This window comes from Amycolatopsis saalfeldensis, assembly GCF_900110575.1.
Lineage (GTDB): Bacteria > Actinomycetota > Actinomycetes > Mycobacteriales > Pseudonocardiaceae > Amycolatopsis > Amycolatopsis saalfeldensis.
The window spans coordinates 321,334-342,379 of the sequence record NZ_FOEF01000008.1; the positions used below are offsets into that span (position 1 = coordinate 321,334).

General features: G+C 71.1%; 19 protein-coding genes. 15 read left to right on the forward strand and 4 right to left on the reverse strand.

All coding sequences use genetic code 11. From position 1 onward, the window contains the following. The first annotated feature begins 28 nt into the window (after window positions 1-28). The 10 genes from map to truA all read left to right on the forward strand — a co-directional run bounded on the left by map (window position 29) and on the right by truA (window position 5,981). The gene (map, locus tag BMY97_RS20770; protein ID WP_091618524.1) at window positions 29-805 is read left to right on the forward strand and encodes a type I methionyl aminopeptidase; all 777 of its coding nucleotides are present in this window, start codon (window positions 29-31) and stop codon (window positions 803-805) included. Window positions 806-1,129: 324 nt separating this feature from the next. Continuing rightward, window positions 1,130-1,351 (forward strand): translation initiation factor IF-1, encoded by a 222-nt coding sequence (infA, locus tag BMY97_RS20775; RefSeq protein WP_004558881.1) that lies wholly within the window; start codon window positions 1,130-1,132, stop codon window positions 1,349-1,351. Between the two features lie 37 nt (window positions 1,352-1,388). Beyond that, window positions 1,389-1,502: a 50S ribosomal protein L36 gene (gene rpmJ / locus BMY97_RS20780; RefSeq protein WP_004558882.1), complete on the forward strand. Its 114-nt coding sequence runs from the start codon at window positions 1,389-1,391 to the stop codon at window positions 1,500-1,502. Between the two features lie 206 nt (window positions 1,503-1,708). Further along, the gene (rpsM, locus tag BMY97_RS20785) at window positions 1,709-2,089 is read left to right on the forward strand and encodes a 30S ribosomal protein S13 (protein ID WP_091618526.1); all 381 of its coding nucleotides are present in this window, start codon (window positions 1,709-1,711) and stop codon (window positions 2,087-2,089) included. After that, window positions 2,086-2,271: a hypothetical protein gene (locus tag BMY97_RS20790; protein WP_091618528.1), complete on the forward strand. Its 186-nt coding sequence runs from the start codon at window positions 2,086-2,088 to the stop codon at window positions 2,269-2,271. The genes rpsM and BMY97_RS20790 overlap by 4 nt, the downstream gene beginning before the upstream one ends. Before the next feature lie 18 nt (window positions 2,272-2,289). Then, on the forward strand, window positions 2,290-2,697 hold the full coding sequence (rpsK, locus tag BMY97_RS20795; protein WP_091618530.1) for a 30S ribosomal protein S11: 408 nt from the start codon (window positions 2,290-2,292) through the stop codon (window positions 2,695-2,697). Window positions 2,698-2,720: 23 nt separating this feature from the next. Then, window positions 2,721-3,326, forward strand: coding sequence for a 30S ribosomal protein S4 (rpsD, locus tag BMY97_RS20800; protein ID WP_091618532.1), 606 nt, complete (start codon window positions 2,721-2,723; stop codon window positions 3,324-3,326). 90 nt (window positions 3,327-3,416) lie between these two features. Next, window positions 3,417-4,490: a DNA-directed RNA polymerase subunit alpha gene (locus BMY97_RS20805; protein ID WP_091618534.1), complete on the forward strand. Its 1,074-nt coding sequence runs from the start codon at window positions 3,417-3,419 to the stop codon at window positions 4,488-4,490. Window positions 4,491-4,531: 41 nt separating this feature from the next. Beyond that, window positions 4,532-5,077 (forward strand): 50S ribosomal protein L17, encoded by a 546-nt coding sequence (rplQ, locus tag BMY97_RS20810; RefSeq protein WP_091618536.1) that lies wholly within the window; start codon window positions 4,532-4,534, stop codon window positions 5,075-5,077. 73 nt (window positions 5,078-5,150) lie between these two features. Next, complete coding sequence (truA, locus tag BMY97_RS20815) at window positions 5,151-5,981, forward strand: tRNA pseudouridine(38-40) synthase TruA (protein ID WP_091618538.1); 831 nt, start codon at window positions 5,151-5,153, stop codon at window positions 5,979-5,981. Window positions 5,982-6,050: 69 nt separating this feature from the next. Here truA and BMY97_RS20820 read toward each other — a convergent pair whose 3' ends face one another. Both BMY97_RS20820 and eccE read right to left on the reverse strand, forming a co-directional pair. Continuing rightward, complete coding sequence (locus BMY97_RS20820; protein WP_091618540.1) at window positions 6,051-6,770, reverse strand: hypothetical protein; 720 nt, start codon at window positions 6,768-6,770, stop codon at window positions 6,051-6,053. Beyond that, complete coding sequence (gene eccE, locus BMY97_RS20825) at window positions 6,767-8,008, reverse strand: type VII secretion protein EccE (protein ID WP_091618627.1); 1,242 nt, start codon at window positions 8,006-8,008, stop codon at window positions 6,767-6,769. The genes BMY97_RS20820 and eccE overlap by 4 nt, the downstream gene beginning before the upstream one ends. Window positions 8,009-8,854: 846 nt before the next feature. Here eccE and eccB point away from each other — a divergent pair. From eccB to BMY97_RS20845, 3 genes are all read left to right on the forward strand, one after another. Next, window positions 8,855-10,480, forward strand: coding sequence for a type VII secretion protein EccB (gene eccB, locus BMY97_RS20835; RefSeq protein ID WP_091618542.1), 1,626 nt, complete (start codon window positions 8,855-8,857; stop codon window positions 10,478-10,480). Window positions 10,481-10,564: 84 nt separating this feature from the next. Beyond that, on the forward strand, window positions 10,565-10,894 hold the full coding sequence (locus BMY97_RS20840) for a hypothetical protein (protein ID WP_245787407.1): 330 nt from the start codon (window positions 10,565-10,567) through the stop codon (window positions 10,892-10,894). After that, window positions 10,891-11,982, forward strand: coding sequence for a WXG100 family type VII secretion target (locus tag BMY97_RS20845; RefSeq protein ID WP_091618544.1), 1,092 nt, complete (start codon window positions 10,891-10,893; stop codon window positions 11,980-11,982). Before BMY97_RS20840 ends, BMY97_RS20845 begins: the two co-directional genes overlap by 4 nt. A 59-nt stretch (window positions 11,983-12,041) precedes the next feature. Here the strand turns inward: BMY97_RS20845 and BMY97_RS20850 are convergent, their stop codons facing one another. Continuing rightward, window positions 12,042-13,673 (reverse strand): type VII secretion-associated serine protease mycosin, encoded by a 1,632-nt coding sequence (locus BMY97_RS20850; RefSeq protein WP_245787408.1) that lies wholly within the window; start codon window positions 13,671-13,673, stop codon window positions 12,042-12,044. After that, window positions 13,673-15,040, reverse strand: coding sequence for a type VII secretion integral membrane protein EccD (gene eccD / locus BMY97_RS20855; protein WP_091618546.1), 1,368 nt, complete (start codon window positions 15,038-15,040; stop codon window positions 13,673-13,675). The genes BMY97_RS20850 and eccD overlap by 1 nt, the downstream gene beginning before the upstream one ends. A gap of 371 nt (window positions 15,041-15,411) precedes the next feature. On the opposite strand from eccD, the gene eccCa reads away from it, so the two are divergent. Then, window positions 15,412-19,425, forward strand: a complete 4,014-nt coding sequence (gene eccCa / locus BMY97_RS20860) for a type VII secretion protein EccCa (RefSeq protein WP_091618548.1) — start codon at window positions 15,412-15,414, stop codon at window positions 19,423-19,425. A gap of 40 nt (window positions 19,426-19,465) precedes the next feature. After that, on the forward strand, window positions 19,466-21,046 hold a 1,581-nt coding region (locus tag BMY97_RS20865; protein WP_245787409.1), incomplete at its 3' end, for an Hsp70 family protein.

Consider the following 21,046-nt stretch of genomic DNA (forward strand, 5'->3'; position numbering starts at 1 on the left):
TGTTCTGCAAGTGCTCCGCCGTGGGCGCATGATCGAGGTCAAGACGCCGGGCGAGCTGCAGGCGATGCGGGCGGCCGGGCTGGTCGTCGCGAAGACGCTGGCCGCCGTCCGGGCGCTGGCGGGCCCGGGGGTGAGCACCGCCGAGCTGGACGAGCTGGCCGAGCAGACCATCCGTGACGCGGGTGCGGTGCCGTCCTTCAAGGGCTACCACGGTTTCCCGGCGTCCATCTGCGCTTCGGTGAACGAGCAGATCGTGCACGGCATCCCGTCGAAGAAGCAGGTGCTCGCCGAGGGCGACCTGATCTCCGTGGACTGCGGCGCGATCCTCGAGGGCTGGCACGGCGACTCGGCCGTGACGCTGGCCATCGGCGAGGTCGGCGAGAAGGACCTGGCGCTGTCCGCGTCGACCGAGTCGGCCATGTGGGCCGGCATCAAGGCCGTCCTGGCCGGCGCGCGGCTCACCGACATCTCGTTCGCGGTGCAGACCGCGGCCGAGCAGGCGGGCCGCGACAACGGCGTCGAGTACGGGCAGATCGTCGAGTACGGCGGCCACGGCATCGGCCGCCAGATGCACATGGACCCGTTCCTGCCGAACGTCGGCAAGCCCGGCAAGGGCCCGCGGCTCAAGGTCGGCATGGCGCTCGCGATCGAGCCCATGCTCACCGGCGGCACCGGCGAGACGGTGGAGCTCGAAGACGGCTGGACCGTGGTCACCGCCGACGGCTCCCGGGCCGCGCACTGGGAGCACACCGTGGCGATCACCGAAGACGGCCCCTGGGTGCTCACCGCCCCCGAAGCGGACTGACCTGACGCCGGAGCGCTGCTCCGAACGGGCGGTTTCCGTCACCTGACCAGGTGTTTCCCCAGGTCGGGCCATTTTCCGGCATACTGGAGCCGAGGCGCACCGGTGCCGACTTCTAGCACAGTTACCCCCCGTTTGGGGACGCGACACGTGTTGCGTACACTGTCAAGTCGGCGTACTCATCGCGCCGATTCCAGCGCGCTCGTGAATCTCGCGGTCAATGGAGTCGGGGTGGAGTGTGCCGGAGCACCATCCAGGTAAGCAAGGACTCGAGCTCAACCGATCACGCTGTGTGCATCAAGCGTGCATTCAGGGATTGCGGAGGACATGGCTAAGAAAGACGGGGCCATCGAGGTCGAAGGCCGCGTAGTCGAGCCGCTCCCCAACGCGATGTTCCGCGTCGAGTTGGAGAACGGCCACAAGGTTCTTGCCCACATCAGCGGCAAGATGCGGCAGCACTACATCCGCATCCTGCCCGAGGACAGGGTTGTCGTGGAGCTCTCGCCCTACGACTTGTCTCGTGGTCGCATCGTCTACCGCTACAAGTGATCACGAAGAGCTGAGAAGAAGCAGGAGAGCAGGAGACGTGAAGGTCCAGCCGAGCGTCAAGAAGATCTGCGACAAGTGCAAGGTGATCCGCCGCCACGGCCGGATCATGGTGATCTGCGAGAACCTGCGTCACAAGCAGCGTCAGGGCTGACCACAGCACTTTCGACCAGAGTGGCTTGACGGCTACACACCCTCCCCGCACCTGCCGGGCCGCGCGAGCGGTCCGGTTCACCCCCGGACTTCAGGCCGGGGCCGGGACACCCGAGGCGCAAGCTCCGGGCACGACAGGCGAGTCGGTTCCGGAACCGGACGGGGAGAAGACCTGGAGACGAAACCGAAGAAGGAGCATCAGCGCCAATGGCACGACTCGCTGGCGTCGACCTCCCCCGCGAAAAGCGGTTGGAGATCGCGCTGACCTACATCTACGGCATCGGCCGTACGCGCTCGAAGCAGATGATCGCCGCCGCCGAGCTCAACGCGGACACCCGCGTCAAGGACCTCAGCGACGACGACCTCATCAAGCTGCGCGACTACATCGATGAGAACTTCAAGGTCGAGGGTGACCTTCGCCGTGAGGTGAACGCCGACATCCGTCGCAAGATCGAGATCGGCACCTACCAGGGCCTGCGCTGGCGTCGTGGTCTGCCCGTCCGCGGTCAGCGGACCAAGACCAACGCCCGCACCCGCAAGGGTCCGAAGAAGACGGTCGCCGGCAAGAAGAAGGCTGGCAAGAAGTGAGCGTCCAGGGCAAGAAGGTCGTGCAGATGCGTGGCGGCAACCGCCACAGCGCGGCTTGTGTCTCGCCCAAGGCGCTCTACGCCCGCCCGATGGCGCTGCGCAACCTGTACACCGACGCCGGTTCCATCATCCGGCGCGGACAGCACGAGGCAGCCGCCGCTCACCTTCAGAACGCGCGTTAACAGGAGAACCCTCAAAACATGCCACCGAAGTCCCGCACTGCGGCAGGGACCAAGAAGGTCCGCCGTAAGGAAAAGAAGAACATCGCGCACGGTCACGCGCACATCAAGAGCACCTTCAACAACACCATCGTCTCGATCACGGACCCGACCGGTGCCGTGATCGCGTGGGCGTCGAGTGGTCACGTGGGCTTCAAGGGCTCGCGCAAGTCCACCCCGTTCGCCGCGCAGATGGCCGCCGAGTCCGCCGCCCGCAAGGCGGCCGAGCACGGCATGAAGAAGGTCGACGTGTTCGTGAAGGGTCCCGGCTCCGGCCGCGAGACCGCGATCCGTTCGCTGCAGGCCGCCGGCCTCGAGGTCGGCACCATCCAGGACGTGACCCCGCAGCCTCACAACGGCTGCCGCCCGCCCAAGCGGCGCCGGGTCTGAGGAACGGGGAGGAGTAAGAAGAAATGGCTCGTTACACCGGCCCCGCGACGCGTATTTCGCGTCGCCTGAAGGTTGACCTCATCGGCGGCGACCAGGCTTTCGAGCGTCGCCCCTATCCGCCCGGCCAGCACGGCCGCGGCCGGATCAAGGAGTCCGAGTACCTCCTGCAGTCGCAGGAGAAGCAGAAGGCTCGTTACACCTACGGGGTGCTCGAGCGTCAGTTCGTCCGGTACTACAAGGAGGCCGTGCGGCGTCCGGGTAAGACCGGCGAGGTGCTGCTGCAGATCCTCGAGTCCCGGCTGGACAACGTGATCTACCGCGCCGGCATCGCCCGCACCCGCCGTCAGGCGCGTCAGCTGGTGAGCCACGGCCACTTCCTGGTCAACGGCGTCAAGGTCAACGTGCCTTCCTACCAGGTCTCCAAGTGGGACATCATCGACGTGCGGCCCAAGTCGTTCGCGATGCTGCCCTTCGTGGTGGCCAAGGAGTCCTTCGGCGAGCGTCCGATCCCGGCGTGGCTGCAGGTCGTCCCGTCCAACCTCCGCGTGCTGGTCCACCAGCTCCCGGAGCGTGCGCAGATCGACGTTCCGGTTCAGGAACAGCTGATCGTCGAGCTCTACTCCAAGTAGTTTTTGGGCGGCGGCGCAACAGGTGCGCCGCCGCCACGCCATCCCTTCGACGTCATATGGCGGGCGTCGTCTGGAAAGGAACAAGAAACAATGCTGATTTCCCAGCGGCCGGCTCTCGGCGAAGAGACGGTCAACGAGACCCGCTCCCGGTTCACCATCGAACCGCTGGAGCCCGGCTTCGGCTACACGCTCGGCAACTCGCTGCGGCGCACGCTGCTGTCGTCCATCCCGGGCGCGGCCGTGACGAGCATCCGCATCGACGGCGTGCTGCACGAGTTCACCACCGTCCCGGGGGTGAAGGAAGACGTCACCGACATCATCCTGAACCTCAAGGAGCTGGTGGTGTCCTCGGAGGAGGACGAGCCGGTCACCATGTACCTGCGCAAGCAGGGCCCCGGTGAGGTCACGGCTGCCGACATCGTGCCGCCCGCGGGCGTCACCGTGCACAACCCGGACCTGCACATCGCGGCGCTGAACGGCAAGGGCAAGCTCGAGATCGAGCTCGTCGTCGAGCGCGGCCGCGGTTACGTTCCGGCCCTGCAGAACAAGCAGGCCGGCGCGGAGATCGGCCGGATCCCGGTCGACTCCATCTACTCGCCGGTGCTGAAGGTGACCTACAAGGTCGAGGCCACCCGTGTCGAGCAGCGCACCGACTTCGACAAGCTGATCCTGGACGTCGAGACCAAGCCGTCGATCACGCCGCGCGACGCGGTGGCGTCGTCCGGCAAGACGCTGGTGGAGCTGTTCGGCCTCGCCCGCGAGCTGAACGTCGACGCGGAGGGCATCGAGATCGGCCCGTCGCCGCAGGAGGCGGACACCATCGCCGCCTACGCGATGCCGATCGAGGACCTGGACCTCACCGTCCGGTCGTACAACTGCCTCAAGCGCGAGGGCATCCACACGGTGGGCGAGCTGGTCTCGCGCAGCGAGGCGGACCTGCTCGACATCCGCAACTTCGGCGCCAAGTCGATCGACGAGGTCAAGCTGAAGCTGGTCGGCCTCGGCCTGGCGCTCAAGGACAGCCCGCCCGGGTTCGACCCGACCGCGGCGGCCACCAGCTACGACGGTGAAGGCTGGTCGGAGAGCGTTACCGGCATCGGTGGCGGGATTTCGGACGAGGGCCACGACGATGGCCAGGACTACGCAGAGACCGAGCAGCTCTGAGGCTTCGCGCCTGGACGCTGTGAGCTGAACTAGGAGAAACGATGCCCACCCCTACCAAGGGAGCCCGGCTCGGCGGGTCCGCCGCGCACGAGCGGCTGATCCTGGCCAATCTGGCCACGCAGCTGTTCGAGCACGGCAAGATCACGACGACCGAGGCGAAGGCCCGCCGGGTGCGCCCGCTGGCCGAGAAGCTGATCACCAAGGCGAAGCGGGGCGACCTGCACAACCGCCGTCAGGTGCAGCGCGTCGTCCGTGACAAGGACGTCGTCCACAAGCTGTTCGCCGAGATCGGCCCGCACTTCTCGGAGCGCGCCGGCGGTTACACCCGCATCACCAAGACGGTGCCGCGCAAGGGCGACAACGCCCCGATGGCGGTCATCGAACTGGTCGCGGAGCAGACCGTGACGTCGGAGGCCGAGCGGGCTCGCAAGACGAAGTTCGCGAAGGACGAGGCCGCTCAGGCCGCCCCGGTCGCCGAGGAGACCACTGAGGCCACCGAGGCCGCTGCCGAGGAGACGACCGAGACCGAGGCCCCGGCTTCGGACGAGGCCGCCGCTTCGGACGACGCGGACGCCAAGAAGGACTGAAGTCCTGACGGCACAGTCGACACCGGACGAGCCCGCCACTCCCCACGGGGAGGGCGGGCTCGTTCGTCTGCGCCTGGATGTGAGCTACGACGGCACGGACTTCTCGGGCTGGGCCCGGCAGCCGGGCCGTCGCACCGTCCAGGGCGTGCTGGAGGAGGCGCTGCAGCGTCAGCCTCCCGGCGCCGCGGTGCCGAAATCGGTGGTCGTGGCGGGCCGCACGGACGCCGGGGTGCATGCGACCGGGCAGGTCGCGCACGTCGACGTCGTGCCGCTGCCGCCGGACACCGCCGCCCGGATTCCCGTGGACGCCAAGGGAATCCCGGACCTGACCCGGATGACGGGCCGCTGGAACCGGCTCCTGCCCGGCGACGCCAGGGTGCTGCGCGCGCAGGTGGCCGCGCCGGGCTTCGACGCTCGTTTCTCCGCCATCCGACGGCATTACCGCTACCGGGTCTCCGACGCTCCCTGGGGCGTGGACCCGTTGCGCCGCAACGACACTCTCGCCTGGGGCCGTCCACTGTCGACGGACGCGATGAACGAGGCCGCGCGGGCCCTGCTGGGGCTGCAGGACTTCGCCGCGTACTGCAAGCAGCGTGAGGGCGGTACCACGATCCGCGAGCTGCAGCGGCTCGTGTGGCGGCGCGTGGACGAGCACCTCGTCGAGGTCGAGGTCTCGGCCGACGCCTTCTGCCACTCGATGGTCCGCAGCCTGGTGGGCGCGCTGCTGCTGGTCGGCGACGGCCGCCGCGGCGGTGACTGGCCCGCGGAAGTCCTCGCGAGCGGAGTCCGTGACAGCGCCGTCGCCCCGGCCCACGGCCTCACCCTGACGGCCGTGGACTACCCGCCGGACGCGGAGCTGGCCGCGCGGGCGGAGCAGACCCGGAACATGCGAACCTCGTCCTGACACGGAAAAGCGGGTGGGCCCCTGATTATCCACCCGCTTTTCCGTGTCCGGAAGTTTGCCCGAAAGGGCTCAGTCGCCGCGGCGGACCGGGCCGAGCAGCTGCTGCTCCTTCTGCGTGGTGACCAGCCGCAGCGGACGCCACAGGTTGCGGCCCAGCGCCACCACCTGGTCGTCCTTCAACGTGGTCAGCTGGCGCATCATCTGCGGTGGCAGGCGCCAGATGCGGGCGGCCAGCTCGGCCTGCCCGGCGGGCAGCCGCTGCATCAGCACGAGGTCGGCGGCGTTCGCCGTGGCACCGGCCTGCGGGTGCAGGTACGGCAGCACGTACACGGTGGTCTGCCAGGCCGAGCGCGGCGGGAACAGGTCCTGCGGCGTCGGCCCGCCGTCGGTGACGACCAGCAGCGGCGCGTCTTCCGACGGCCGCGGCAGCTCGACCGGCGAAAGGCGCCGGATCTGCACCAGCGGGGAGGGCCGCCCGTCGCGGTCGCCCGCGGCCTGGGGGAGCACCTGCCAGGCCGCCGGACGCCCGGTGGCCACCACCACCCAGGCGCCGACCGCCATCGCGCGCATGGCCACCTGGCGGGCCAGGTAGAGCCCGCCGACGAGCACGATGCGGGTCGGGGTGGAGCGCAGTGCCGAGATGGTCAGCGGCTCGCCCTTGAGGCCCGAGCCGAGCACGATCCCGCCGCGGTCGCCCGAGGGGCTGATCGCGTCGAGCATCGCGGGGTCGACGGTGAACTCCGGCGCCACGCCGGCGTTCTGACCGGCGTCGCGAAGGCGGGTACTCATGCCGTGCCTCCGATCGGCAGCGTCGCGGCGAAGGCCGAGATCTGCAGGCCCCGCAACGGCGTCAGGTCGACGCCCAGCCGTTCCGAGATGGTCTTCAGCCGCTGATCCGCGACGTCCAGCTCACGCGGGTTGCGCGCGCTGATGCGGACAACGCCGCGCAGCCCGATCCGGCCCTCGTCCGACGCGGGCGAGATCGACATGGCGACCGTGGCCGACAGCGCCCGGACACTCGTGAGCGCGTTCAGGCTGCCGCTGATCTTGCCCTTCGGCCAGCCGGTGATGGCGTAGCTGGAGTGCCCGATGCCGGCCGCGGTGACGCCCGTCCAGCTCTCCTGCAGGGTGACCGCCGAGGGCGAGCCAGCGACCGCGGTCAGCTCGGCCGCGGAGATGCTGGAGCGCAGCAGCTCGTCCGGGTCCAGCGGCCGCGTCGGCACGCCTTGGGACTCCAGCGCGTTGCGCACGCGGGACATCGCGCCGATCAGCGCGCGGTGGGCGCCGACGACGCCGCCGCCACGCTCCCGGATCGCCGCCGGGCAGCGCCGCGGGTCGAGCCGGATGGCGATCCACGTGGTCCGCCGGGCCGCCGCGGGCAGCGGGCCGAGCACCTCCATGTACGAGCTGAGCGCCGGCGAGTCCGACGGCAGGGCCGCGGAACCGGGGTAGCTGTGCCAGATCATCTGGATCGAGTCGAGGACCACACCGCGGTCCTCGAGGCACGGGGCGAGCGCGGACAGCGGCAGGCTCGGCGCGCCGCCGGCCTGCGTGATCAGCGCGGGCGCCGGCTCGACGAGCAGCACGGCCGTCCAGGTGCCGTCGTTCCAGGCCATGCCGACCTGCTGGCGCTCGTGGTCGACGCCGTGCGCCACCACGAGATCCGGAACCGCGAGGCGCAGCAGGTTCACCCGCGCGTCGTCGGGACCGGTGACCGCGTTGTCCTCGCCCTCGGCCGCCAGCGCCTCGAGGCTGCTCGGCGGCGGCGGGGTCGCCACCCGGTCGTGTGAACGGAACCGGTAGCGCATGGTCAGGCCGAGCCACTGGGTGAACCAGCGGCCGCCCCAGCGCAGGAACGCGAAGATCAGGCCGAGCGCCGCGATGCCGATCGCGACGTACTTGAGCGACATGTTGATCGCGAGCAGCACCAGCCCGATCGCCACGCCGACTTCGAGCAGCACGAGGTTCGCCACCGGCAGCGGGCCGAGGCTGATGCCGCCGGAGCGGCGACGTGAGGGAGGGGCCATCCGGGCCGAGGACGCGGCGCTCGGCTGAGGCGCGTCGCCGGGGCCGTCCGGTCCCGGGCCGCCGGAGCCGCCGGGTCCGCCCGGGCCACCAGGTCCGCCCGGTCCACCCGGTCCACCCGGTCCACCCGGTCCGCCGGAACCGCCACCGGGACCACCGGGGCCACTGGGTCCGCCCGGGCCGCCGGGACCACCAGAGCCACCGCCGGGACCGTTAGGGCCGCCACCAGGTCCGCCGGGACCCTTGGGCCCGCCGGGACCGCCCGGTCCACCAGGACCGTTGGGACCACCAGGACCACCGGGACCGCCCGGGCCCTTGGGGCCACCAGGCCCGCCCGGTCCGCCGGGACCCTTGGGCCCGCCGGGACCACCCGGTCCACCAGGACCCTTCGGACCGCCAGGACCGCCAGGACCCTTGGGCCCGCCCGGTCCTCCGGGTCCATTCGGGACACCAGGTCCGCCGGGACCACCCGGGGCGCCGGGACGAGGGCCGGGTCCGCCAGGGCCCGCCGGGCCCGCCGGGCCGCCAGGGATGCCCGGTCCACCCGGGCCACGCGGCGGCATGCCGGGTCCACCAGGACCGCCCGGTCCGCCGGTTCTCCCCGGCCGCTGAGGCGGGCCGAGGGGGCGTCCCCCTGGTGGCGGTGGCGGCCCCGGGGGACCAGGTTGGCGTGGAGGCGTGCTGACGGACATCCGCGCGTTCTCTTCCCCTCGTGCGTGCTGCGTACCCGGAAAGCCGGTCCCGGGGTGTCCGACCCTAGCTTGAGTTGGTAGAAACCCCACACCAGACGGTCCCCGTACGGCTATCCTGCGGAACCGTACCGCGACGGGGAGGACTGTAGGTCGAGAATGCCATCAACACCCACGACTAAGTCTCAGGTTCAGGCCTACAAGTTCGTTCTGCGCCGGATGCAGTCGGCGCTGGTCCGGCGTGATGCCGTCATGCTCCACGACCCCATGCGCACGCACTCGCGCGCGACGGTCGTCGGCGTGATCCTCGGTGTCCTCGGCGGGGTCGTCTTCGTGCTGGTCGCCCTGCTCAGCCCCGCGCCGTCCCTGCCGGCGACGGACAACATCGTGATCGGGCAGCAGTCCGGCACCGTGTATGTCGTCTCGGGCAACCCGGAGAAGCTGACCCCGACGTTCAACCTCGCGTCCGCGCGGCTGATCCTGATGGCGCAGAAGAAAGCCGCGTCCCAGGGACAGGGCCAAGGGCAGGCCGGGCAGCCGGCCGCGGCGACGGATCTGAAGGTCCCGACCGTCGTGTCGGATGAACAGCTCAAGAACATCCCGCGCACGAAGCTGACCGGAATCCCGGACGGCCCGCAGCTGCTGCCCGACGCGCAACAGCGGATCACCCCCAACTGGGCCGTCTGCGACCAGGTGGAGCTCGACCCCCAGCTGCCGCAGCCGGACAGCCTCAACAAGACCGACACCACGGTCGTGGCCGGGGTGGCGAACGTCGGCGCCGAGCTGCAGCAGGGCCAGGCGCTGCTGGGCTCCGCCGACGACGGCAAGACGTACCTGATCTACCGGCTCTCGGCCAGCCAGGCCCGGCCGGACGCGAACACGGTGCGCGCCGAGGTCAGCATGGACCCCAGCGACCCGGCGCACTCGGCGCTGCAGCTGCCGTCGCACGCGCGCAAGGTCTCCCAGGCCTTCCTGAACGCGATCCCGAACGTGGAAGGGCTGGCGGCGCCGAAAATCGCCGGCACGGGCAGCAGCCCGTCCGCGGACTTCGACGGCCTGACCGTCGGCGACGTCTTCTCGACCACGCCGGCCGGCCAGGAGCCGGAGTTCTGGCTGATCGCGCAGAACGGCATCCAGAAGGTGACCCCGGCCGTCGCCGACATCATCCGCGTGGCGCGCAACGGCGACAGCGGCACCATCAAGTCGCTCGGCCTCGACAAGACCAAGATCACCAAGCAGCTGCAGCCGACCGACGACGGCTACATCAAGGTCGACAACTTCCCGGCCAAGGTGCCGACCGTCCTCGACGCCACCCAGGGCTCGCCGGTCGCCTGCCTCGGCTGGTCGCTCAGCGCGGACAAGACAAACGCCCACACTTCCGTCTACGTGGGCAGCAACCTGCCCGTGGACAAGAACGCGGACGGCTCGTCGAAGGTGCTCCCGGTCAGCGCGACGGGGCCGAACGGGCTGCCCATCACCGGCTTCTACATGACGCCGGGCTACGGCGCGGTGGTGCAGTCGGCCACCGAGTCGCCCGCGACCTTCGGCAAGGGCCCGATCCAGCTGATCTCCGACCGCGGCATCCGCTACGGCGTGCCGGACACCGCCACGGCCGACGGGCTCGGCCTCACCGACCGGCTGCCGGCCCCGGAATCGATCATCGGCCTGCTACCGACCGGCTCGTCGCTGAACACGCAGAACGTGCTGAAGCAGTTCGACTCCGTGCCGATCGACCCGAACGCCGGCGCCTTCCCGACCCCGTCCGCGCCGCCGGCCGGTAACTAAGGGCACCGGAGCCGGGGCGCCGGAACCACGGGCGGTTCCCAGCCGTCCACACTCGAACACACCTCGGGTGAAGTGGAGGGCGTTGTGGCCCCAGGGCAGAGCGCGTTGCGGATCGACGGCGTCGTCGTCGGTGGCTACGCGAAGAAAGTCGCGCAGGCGGCAGAGGAGCTGGACGCCGCGGCGGCCGACGTGGGCGACGGCGCGAACACCGCCGAGCCGTTCGGCGAGCTGGGCGGGCGGCTCGGCGTGGGCCAGTCGTACACGCGGGCGTCGGACGCGCTCCGGCAGCAGCTCGCCACCGGGGCCGTCGCGCTCCGGTCGGCGGCTGCCGCGCTGGAGCAGCTCGCCTCGGGTCACGCCCAGCGCGACGCCGACGCGGCCGAGCGGATCACCAGTGCCGGGAGGACCTCGTGACGGAACCCTCGCTCACGTTCGTCTCGGAGCTCGCGCGTGAACTCGGCGCGACCGACCCCGTCGAGACGTACTACCGGCCGCTCGTCGGAAATTGGGCGGAGCTGAGCGCGGAGGCCGAACGCCTGCGGGCGGCGGCGAAGACCGCGGCCGGCGCCTCCGGCGGCCTGACCGACGAGCTGGGCCGCCTCGACGCGTCGTGGTCCGGCGCGGACGCCGACGCGTTTGTCGCCTATATGGGTGAAATCCGGTCGGCGAGCGAAGGCGTCGAGGACGCCCTCGACGCGCTCGCGGCCGCGTTGGACGAGCTGGTGACCTCGCTGACCGGGATCGTCCACGACGCCGAGGAAGTGCTCGTGGACGCGGCCGACGTCCTGTCCGAGTCGGCGATGCTGCCCTCCGGCGGCACCAGCCGGGCCCGCGCGCAGCTGCGTGAGACCGAGCAGTCGGTGAAGTCGCTCCACGACGCCGCCGAGCACCTGCTCCAGGGCTTCGGCCAGCTGTGCGACGGCGTCGACGCCCCGCCCGGCACGGCGTCGAGCATCGAGGTCCGGCATCGGTACCCGCAGGAGCAGTTCCGCCTGCACGACGAGGAAGCCCAGCCGGCCGCGGGTGGTTCGGCACCGGCCTCGGGGACGGTTCCCGCCGATCCCGCGTCGCCCAGCGATCCGGTTCAGCCCGCGGCGGCTTCGGCCGCGGGGGCGTCGGCTGACGACGGCGTTTCTCCTTCCAGCGCGGACGATTCCGTGTCCCCGTCGGCGGCCGGCGACCTCCACGACGGCAAGCACAGCGCCGCGTCCCCGGGGATCGAGCAGGGTCAGGCGGGCGCCGTCCCGGTCGCGCCCGAACCGATCGCCGCGGCCGCGCCGCCCGCCGCGCAGAACCAGTCGGGCGGAATGGCGATGATGCCCATGATGGGCGGCATGGGCGGCGGTATGGGTGGCGGCGGCGGTGGCGGTTCGCAGCACAAGACGAAGCACCGGACGTCGGCCAACCGGTCGGAACTGTTCGGCGAGCCGGCCAACGTCACCCCGCCGGTGCTCGGCGAGGACCCCAAGAAGCCCGTCAAGAAGCCGAAATCCGGGACCTGACGAAGAAAGGCCCCTCCCCGCTCGGAAAAGCGGGGAGGGGCCTTCTCAGCCCGAGTAAATCAGCGAGATGGCGACGCCGAGCGGTTCCGCCGGATCGTGTGCATGACGAACAGCGTGATCAGCAACGCCATCACGCCGCCGCCGGTGCCGGCCAGCGCGACGATCATCGGCGTGGAGCTCTGGCCGTCGCCGGGCGGCAGCTGGGCCGGCTGCACCATGGGCTTCGGCGTCGCCAGCACGCCGACGTCGCCGGGGAGGTTGGCGGTCAGCGCGGCCACCGGGTCGATCACGCCGTAGCCGACGTACTCGTCACGCCCGCCCGGGGCCGCCGGGTGCTGCGCGGTGACTTCGAGGCGCTGGATCACCTGGCGCGCGTTGAGCTGCGGGTACATCTGCCGCACGAGCGCGGCCACCCCCGCGACGTACGGCGACGCGAAGCTGGTGCCCTGGATCGCCGAGGTCTGGCTGCCGCTGGAGATGGTCAGGTTGGCCAGCCCGGTCGAGCCGGCGGCCGGGTCCAGCGACACGATCTCGGTGCCCGGCGCCGCGACGCCGACCCACGGGCCGTGCACGCTGAAGCTCGCCACGCCACCGGTGCGGTCGATCGCGCCGACCGAAAGCACGTCGTTGGCGAACCACGGCGGCGTGACGATCGACTTCGGCTTGTTCGCGTCCGCCTGGTCGTTCTGCGGGCAGGTGTCGGAGACGTTGCCCGCGGCCGCGACGATGACCACGTCGTTGTCCGCCGCGTACTTCACCGCGGCCTGGACCTTCTGCTCGCCTTCCTGGATGTTGCCGTCGGCCGCGCGGCAGTGGTCCACCGACATGTTGACGACCTTGATGTCGTGCCGGTCGGCGATGCCGCGGATGATCTCGGCGAGCGTGTCGAGCGTGCCCGCCGTGCCTTCCTTCTGCAGCTGGCGCTGGTCGCCCTTGTCGTCCTGCTGGGAGTTGGTCCCGCCGGGCTGGCCACCGCCGCCTGAGGTCGACGGCGGGAGCGAGGAGCCGCCGTTCGGCTGCCCGCTGCTGTTCGGCTGGCTCGAACTCCCGGCGCCGCCGGACGAGCTGTTCGTGTCCTGGGCGTAGTTCTCGCTGAGCTGCCGGAAGGAGACGATCGTCGCGTCCGGCGCGACGCCGATGAAGCCGACCGCGGGGTTGTCCGGCTTGGCCGCGATGATGCCGGCCACCTCGGTGCCGTGACCGTCGCAGTCCTGCAGGCTCGGCTGGATGCCGTTGTCCGGCTGGGCGACGTAGTCGGCGCCGCCGCTCTCCACCCGGCCGCCGAACCACGGGTGCTGGGTGACGCCGGTGTCGATCACGCCGATCTTCTGGTCACCGCCGACGCTCTGCTTCTTGGCCCGGACGATGTCCTGCGCCTTCTGCAGCTCCAGGTAGTCCTGGCCCCATGGCTTGTAGTTGATCTCGACGTTGTTGCCGAGCGTGCTGCGCTGCACGCAGTTGGTCTTCTTGGTGTAGGTCTTGTCCGGCTTCTTCTGGTCCGCCGGCAGCTTGCTCATGTCCACCGGCGGCGGTGTCGCCCAGAAGCCCGTGGTGTTGCCGGTGGTCTGGGCGGACGCCGGCGAGGCGACGGCGAACGGGGACAGCACTCCCAGCCCGGCGGTCAGGAGGACGACCCCGGCGCGGCCGGTGAAGCCGAGCCTTCGGGTGGCGGGACGCATGCGGCCGGTCATCACTTGAGGTTCAGGTGTCGCAGTGTCGTGTAGAGGTCCATCACGCCCAGCGCGAGCGGGATCACCACGGCGATGCAGATCGCCTCGAGGATCTCCACGGTCCGCCGCAGCGGCGGCGAGAAGCGCTGGTTCGGGAAGATCACGCCGACCACGAGCGCGCCCGCGCCGACCAGGATCAGCGCGCCGAAGACGTACATCACGCGCTGGTCCGCGCTGGCCGAGGTCATCCAGCCGATCAGGATGCCCGCGGCCGAAACCATGCCGGTGGTCAGCAGCGCGATGGCCTGCGCGCCGTTCGCGTACGCCCGCGCGCGCAGCAGAAGCACGAGCGTGGCGACCACGCCGAGGATGATGCCGAAGACGCCGGGGGCGGTCGCCGCGATCACGGCCGAGATCGCCGTGACGGTGCCGCAGCCGATCATCAGGCCGGTCATGTAGTCGTGTGCGATGGAGGTGCGCTGCTCGATGGCGCGGTAGTCCGGGAAGCCGGTGTCCTCCTTCAGCTCCTCCGCGGTGCTGGGCACGTGCGGCAGGGGGAGCTTCGCGAGCCAGATGGTCGCGCGGGGCAGGATCGAGATGCAGGCGAGCGCGACGGCGACCGCGCCGGCCGCGATGCCCGCGGCGGGCTCGTTCGAGATCAGCATCGCGGCCAGGAAGGCGAGCGCGCCGAACGTGCCGACCGTGGCGGCGGCGATGAAGACGGTGATGCCCGCGCCGATGACCGCGATGCAGACGGACGCGACGATCAGCACCAGCACGGCGCCGAGCAACAGGTTCGCGCGCACCGAGAGCCCCGGCACGATGTAGAACCCGCTCACGAACGCCAGCGGCAGGCCGCCCGCGGCGGCGATCAGCACGCCCGTGGCCTCCGCCTGGTACGCCTTCGCCAGTGTCGCGCCGAGTGCGACGCACGCGATCGCGCCGATGCCGCCGGCGATGGCGGGGGCGATCGAGCTGCCGCCGTAGAGCGAGCCGCTCAGGAACAGCGCGAGCGCGGCCAGCACCAGTGCCAGGCCGCCCGCGACGTGGCCGAAGCGGCGCGCGGTCTCCTTGGTCCAGGGCCGGAAGCTGTCCGGCGCCGACTCCGCGATGGCGTCGACGACGTCGTCGTACAGCGGCGGCGGCGGGTTCTCGTTGCGCTTGCGCAGCTGCAGCAGCTCGCCGTCGATGATCCCGAGGGACGCCAGCGTCCGGCTCGGGTCGAGCGCGGCGTCGCCGAGTTTCGCCAGCGCCCAGCCGCCGTGGCGGGCGCCGCCGTCCGGCGATGTCTCCTTCGCCATGTCCAGCAGCATGGGCAGCAGGTCGGCCACCGCGACGTCCGCCGGCAGCGCGACGTCGATCCGGGTGTTGGGTGCCACCACCGTCACCCTGCTGAAAACCGTCGTGCCCGTTGCCACTAGTTGCCCCCGCTCTGATGAGTCAGCTCCCGGGGGAACTTATACCGAACCCGGGTGGCGGTTACACCGACTGTCCGAAAATGACCGGCGAAAGTACCTCGCTGTACTACCCGGAGCACCCGTCGGGGGTTCGGATCCGGTGAGCGGGTCTTTACTGTCGGTGGTGGGTCGTAGACTCTGGCGGCAGGAGAAAACGGGTGGGCGTTCGACCCGCCGTGGGGGCCGAACGGGCCGGATCCGGGCGTTGCCCGGATTTCCACGGCGACGTTCGATAGGTTGTCCCGCGCACCCGAGCGCAAACCGCCGGCCGCCATCGTCGAGCAGGAACAGAGGGGACCTCGATGAGCACGCTGCAGTTCAAGAAGTCGCCGCGGCTGGCCGCGCCGCGCCCGCCGGGCGGCGAGGTGCACCTGGAGCCACCACCCGAGGTGCCCCGCACGATCCCGGGCAACATCGTCCAGAAGCTGATTCCCGGCGTGATGATCTTCGCCTCGCTCGGGATGATGGGCTACATGTTCACGGCCGGTGGCCGGAACCCGCAGACGATCATGATGAGCGGCATGATGCTGATGGGCACCGTCGGCATGCTCGCCGGCGGTGGCGGCCGGGGCGGTGGCGCCAAGAAGGCCGAGATGGACGAGGACCGCAAGGACTACCTGCGCTACCTCGGCCAGATGCGTGACCGAGCCCGCGAGGCGATGGTCGATCAGCGTGCCGCGCTGGAGTGGGTGCACCCGGACCCGCAGTCGCTGTGGTCGCTGGCGGCCAGCCGCCGCATGTGGGAGCGCCGGACGAACGACCAGGACTTCCTGCACCTGCGCGTCGGCCGCAGCTCGCACCGGCTCGCCACGCGGCTGGTCCCGCCCCAGACCGGCCCGGTCGACGAGCTGGAGCCGATCGCCACGCTGGCGCTGCGCCGGTTCGTGCGCGCGCACTCGATCGTGCCCGACCTGCCCACGCAGATCACCCTGCGCGGGTTCGCGGCCGTGAGCATGCAGGGCGAGCGCGCGCTGACCCGCGGCCTCGCCCGCGCCATGGTCGCGCAGCTGGTCGCCTTCCACGGCCCCGACGACGTGATGATCGCGATCGCCACCGCGGGCCGGGCGAAGGAGGAGTGGGAGTGGGCGAAGTGGCTCCCGCACGTCCAGCACCCGACGATGTCCGACGGCATCGGCCAGCTGCGCATGATGGCGGGTTCGCTGGCCCAGATCGAGCAGTGGCTCGACGAGGAGCTGCGCGACCGGCAGCGGTTCTCCCGCAACGCCACCCCGCCCCCGGACCAGCCGCACGTCGTGATCATCGTCGACGACGCGGAGGTCACCCGGGAGGAGCAGATCATCCTCGAGGAGGGTCTGGTCGGCGTCACGCTGATCGACCTGTCCGAGTCGATCGGCAACCTCGCCGCCCGCCGTGGTCTGCGGCTGGTGGTGGAGCCCGAGCGGCTCGGCGCGCGTAGTGCCGGCGGCGTGGAGTGGTTCGGCCGTCCGGACACGCTTTCGATCGTCGAGGCGGAGGCGCTGTCCAGGCTGATCGCGCCGTACCGCGTCGGGACCGCGGCCGGCGCGGACGTGAGCGAAGAGGAACCGCTCCTGTCCAACCCGTCGCTGCTCGAACTGCTGGGCATCCCCGGCGACCCGATGACGTTCGATGTGCAGCAGGCTTGGCGGCCCCGCCCGATCCGTGACCGGTACCGGGTGCCGTTCGGCGTGGGCGAGTACGGCCAGCCGGTCGAGCTGGACATCAAGGAGGCCGCGGTCGAGGGCATGGGCCCGCACGGCCTGTGCATCGGCGCGACCGGTTCCGGTAAGTCGGAGTTCCTCCGCACGCTGGTGCTGGGCATGCTCGCCACGCACTCGTCGAGCACGCTCAACTTCGTCCTCGTCGACTTCAAGGGTGGTGCGACGTTCCTGGGGCTGGACAAGGCCCCGCACGTCTCCGCGGTCATCACCAACCTCGCGGACGAGGTCACGCTGGTCGACCGCATGCGCGACGCGCTGGCCGGCGAGATGAACCGGCGCCAGGAGGCGCTGAAGAACGGCGGTAACTTCAAGAACGTCTGGGAGTACGAGAAAGCCCGTGAGAACGGCGCCGACCTCGACCCGCTGCCCGCGCTGTTCATCGTCTGTGACGAGTTCTCCGAGCTGCTGGCGGCGAAGCCGGACTTCATCGACCTGTTCGTCGCGATCGGCCGGCTGGGCCGGTCGCTGCAGATGCACATGCTGCTCGCCTCCCAGCGCCTGGAAGAGGGCAAGCTGCGCGGGCTCGACTCGCACCTGTCGTACCGGATCGGCCTGAAGACGTTCTCCGCGGCGGAATCCCGCGCGGCGATCGGTGTGCCGGACGCGTTCGAGCTGCCGTCGGTCCCCGGTGGCGGTTACCTCAAGTTCGACACCTCCACGCTGGTGCGGTTCAAGGCGTCCTACGTCTCGGGCGCGTACCGGCCGGCGGGGATCCAGGCGGCGGGCCCGGCGGCGACGGTGGTGCGCGCGGACAAGCGCCCGCAGCTGTTCGTGCCGGACTTCGTGGAGCTGCCGAAGGAGCCCGAGCCGCAGCAGATAGAGGAAGCGCCGAAGGCGGAGGAAAAGCAGCCCGAAGAGGCGGTGGAGCCGAGCGAGCTCGACGTCATCGTCTCGCGGCTGGTGGGCCAGGGCCCGCCGGCGCACGAGGTGTGGCTGCCGCCGTTGAACGAGCCGAACTCGCTGGACACCCTGCTGCCCAACCTGAACCCCACGGACGACCGCGGCCTGTCCCCGGTCGGGTTCTTCGGCAACGGCCGGCTGCAGGTGCCGATGGGCATCGTCGACCGGCCGTACGAGCAGCGCCGCGACATGCTGTGGGCGGACTTCGCCGGTGCGGCGGGCCACGGTGTGCTCGCCGGCGGGCCGCAGTCGGGCAAGTCGACGATGCTCCGGACGCTGATCATGTCGATGGCGCTGACCCACACGCCGGAGGAAGTCCAGTTCTACTGCCTCGACCTCGGTGGTGGCACGCTCGCCGGCCTGGCCGACCTGCCGCACGTCGGCGGGGTCGCGGTGGCCCGGCGGGAGCCGGACAAGGCCCGCCGGATCGTGGCCGAGCTGACCACCCTGCTCACCGAGCGGGAGGGCCGGTTCGGTGCGATGGGCATCGACTCGATGAACGAGTTCCGCAACCGCAAGCGCCGCGGCGAGATCCTGCCGGAGCAGGACGCGTTCGGCGACGCCTTCCTGGTGGTGGACAACTGGCGGGCGCTGCGGGACGACTTCGAGGAGCTGGAAACCTCGATCACCCGGCTCGCCACGCAGGGTCTGGCCTACGGCGTGCACGTGGTGATTTCGGCCAACCGGTGGGCCGACCTGCGCCCGGCGATCAAGGACATGCTGGGCACGCGGTTCGAGCTGCGCCTGGGTGACCCGACCGAGTCGGACATCGACCGCCGCACCGCGGTGAACGTGCCCGCCGGACGTCCCGGCCGTGGCCTGACCCGGGAGAAGCTGCACATGCTCACCGGGCTGCCGCGGATCGACGGGTCCAGCGACGCCGACACGGTAGCCGCCGGCGTGGCGGACGCGGTCGCGAAGATCCGTGGCGCGTGGCGTGGCCGCCCGGCCCCGCAGGTGCGCCTGCTGCCGGAGATGATCACCTACGAAGAGGTCCTCAAGGCCGACACCCGGCGCGACTCCAAGCTGGTGCCGATCGGCGTCAACGAGGAAGACCTCCAGCCGATCTACCTGGACTTCAACGCCGACCCGCACTTCTTCGCGTTCGCGGACGGCGAGTCCGGGAAGACGAACCTGCTGCGGCAGATCGCGCGGGGCATCACCGAGCGCTTCACGCCGCAGGAGGCCGTGATCCTGCTGGTCGACTACCGGCGCACGATGCTCGGGTTCCTCAGCGGTGACTCGCTGCTCGGGTATGCGGTCTCGTCGACGCAGCTGGACAGCATGGTCCAGGACGTCTACGGGTCGATGACCCGGCGGCTGCCCGGCGCGGATGTCACGCAGGAGCAGCTGAAGACGCGGTCGTGGTGGACCGGGCCGGACCTGTTCGTCCTGGTCGACGACTACGACCTGGTGGTCACCCAGACCAACAACCCGCTCAAGCCGCTCTCGGACTTCCTGGCCCAGGCCAAGGACGTCGGCCTGCACCTGGTGGTGGTCCGCCGCACCGGTGGCGCGAGCCGCGCGTCGTACGACCCGGTCATCGGCAAGCTCAAGGAGATCGCGGCGCCGGGCATGGTCATGAACGGCTCCAAGGACGAAGGCGCGCTGATCGGCAACATCCGGCCCAGCGCGATGCCCCCGGGCCGGGGCAACCTGCTCACCCGCAAGGCGGGCAAGCAGCTTGTGCAGGTTTCGTGGATCCAGCCGGACTAAGGCCGGGAGGAGTGCGTAAGAGCGTCAGCGGGGGTTTCCGGTGACGGTGCGGGTGGCGGTGGACTTCGGGACATCGAGCACCTGCGTCGTCACCTCCGTCAACGGCCGCGAGCCGCAGGTCGTGGTGATCGATGGGTTGCCGCTGATGTCGTCGGCGGTCTACGCGGCCGCCGACGGCACGCTGTTCGTCGGCCAGGAGGCCGAGCGGCAGGCGGCCGTCGACCCGTCGCGGTACGAGCCCAACCCGAAGCGGCGGATCGACGAGGGTGAGCTGCTGCTCGGCGACACCGTGCTGCGGGTCACCGACGTCGTGCACGCCGTGCTGGGCCGGGTGGTGGCCGAGGCCCGGCGGATAGCCGGCGACGCCGAGGTCGACCTGCTGGTGCTCACCCACCCCGCCGACTGGGGCGCGATCCGCACCCGGCTGCTCCGCCAGGCCGCGGGCCGGCTGGCGAACGAGGTCGCGCTGGTGCCGGAGCCCGTCGCCGCGGCGGTGTACCACGCGGCCACCTTCGCCCCGGTCTCGCAGTCCGACGACCGCACGGTCGAGTTCAGCGGCCGTCCGGGCGAAGCGCTCGCGGTGCTGGACCTCGGCGGCGGCACGGTGGACGTCAGCGTCGTGCAGCGGCTGCCGGAGGCATCGCACGACCGGACGGGGCGGCCGCGTGGCGGGTTCCAGGTGCTGGCCACTCGTGGCGACCCGAGCTTCGGCGGCGCCGACATCGACCAGGCGCTGTTGGAGCACATCGGCTCACTGGTCTCGGCCACCGATCCCGACGCCTGGCGGCAGCTGGTGGAGGGCCGTGAGCTGACCGACCGGCGGCGCCGGCGGGTGCTGCGCCAGGACGTACGCGGCGCGAAGGAGACGCTCTCCCGGCACACCTACACCGACGTGCCGATGCCGCCGCCGTTCGCCGATGCGCACGTGACGCGCGAGGACCTGGAGCGGCTGATCACCGCGCCGCTGGGCCGCGCGGTCGAACTCACCAGCGCGGCCATCGCCGAAGCGGGGCTGCGCCCCAAGCAGCTGACGGCGATCTTCCTCGTCGGCGGGTCCAGCCGGATCCCGATGATCTCGCGGCTCGTGCACGAGCGCACCGGCGTCGTGCCGACGAGCCTGGACCAGCCGGAGACCGTGGTGGCGCGAGGCGCACTGCGCGCGGTGCTCGTGGACCCGGACCGGACGGGAGCGTTGCCCGGCTCGTCCATCGCGCGCCTGGGGCGGGGCGAGGACGCGCGTGGGGAGCGCACCGAGGTCGTCCGCCCGGGGGAGTGGCCGCGCGAAGGCCGGTCCGAGTCCGAGGGGCGCCCGGAGCTGCGGCCGCGTCCGGGAGGCCGCCCGCCGTCCGGCCCGATCCCGGTCCCGCCCCCGCCGGCCCGGAGCGCTTACGGCGCCCAGCCACCCAGCGTCGCGAACCCACTTCCCGGCGGCGCCGCGCCCGCACTGGGCAAGGGCCCCGGCGGTGCGGCCGCACCGGGCGGCGGCCATGGCGGTCCCGGTTCCGCGCCGGGCGGTGGTTCTGGCAGCGCCGGATCTGCGTTGGGCGGCGGCCATGGTGGCGCCGGATCTGCGTTGGGTGGCGGTCTTGGTGGCGCCGGATCTGCGTTGGGCGGCGGCCAT

Coding starts and splice junctions, on each gene's coding strand:
- map (WP_091618524.1), top strand. CDS start 29: ATGATCGAGGTCAAGACGCCGGGCGAGCTGCAGGCGATGCGGGCGGCC.
- eccCa (WP_091618548.1), top strand. CDS start 15,412: ATGAGCACGCTGCAGTTCAAGAAGTCGCCGCGGCTGGCCGCGCCGCGC.
- BMY97_RS20805 (WP_091618534.1), top strand. CDS start 3,417: ATGCTGATTTCCCAGCGGCCGGCTCTCGGCGAAGAGACGGTCAACGAG.
- BMY97_RS20820 (WP_091618540.1), bottom strand. CDS start 6,770: ATGAGTACCCGCCTTCGCGACGCCGGTCAGAACGCCGGCGTGGCGCCG.
- rpsM (WP_091618526.1), top strand. CDS start 1,709: ATGGCACGACTCGCTGGCGTCGACCTCCCCCGCGAAAAGCGGTTGGAG.
- rpsK (WP_091618530.1), top strand. CDS start 2,290: ATGCCACCGAAGTCCCGCACTGCGGCAGGGACCAAGAAGGTCCGCCGT.
- infA (WP_004558881.1), top strand. CDS start 1,130: ATGGCTAAGAAAGACGGGGCCATCGAGGTCGAAGGCCGCGTAGTCGAG.
- BMY97_RS20850 (WP_245787408.1), bottom strand. CDS start 13,673: ATGACCGGCCGCATGCGTCCCGCCACCCGAAGGCTCGGCTTCACCGGC.
- eccE (WP_091618627.1), bottom strand. CDS start 8,008: ATGGCCCCTCCCTCACGTCGCCGCTCCGGCGGCATCAGCCTCGGCCCG.
- rplQ (WP_091618536.1), top strand. CDS start 4,532: ATGCCCACCCCTACCAAGGGAGCCCGGCTCGGCGGGTCCGCCGCGCAC.
- eccB (WP_091618542.1), top strand. CDS start 8,855: ATGCCATCAACACCCACGACTAAGTCTCAGGTTCAGGCCTACAAGTTC.
- rpsD (WP_091618532.1), top strand. CDS start 2,721: ATGGCTCGTTACACCGGCCCCGCGACGCGTATTTCGCGTCGCCTGAAG.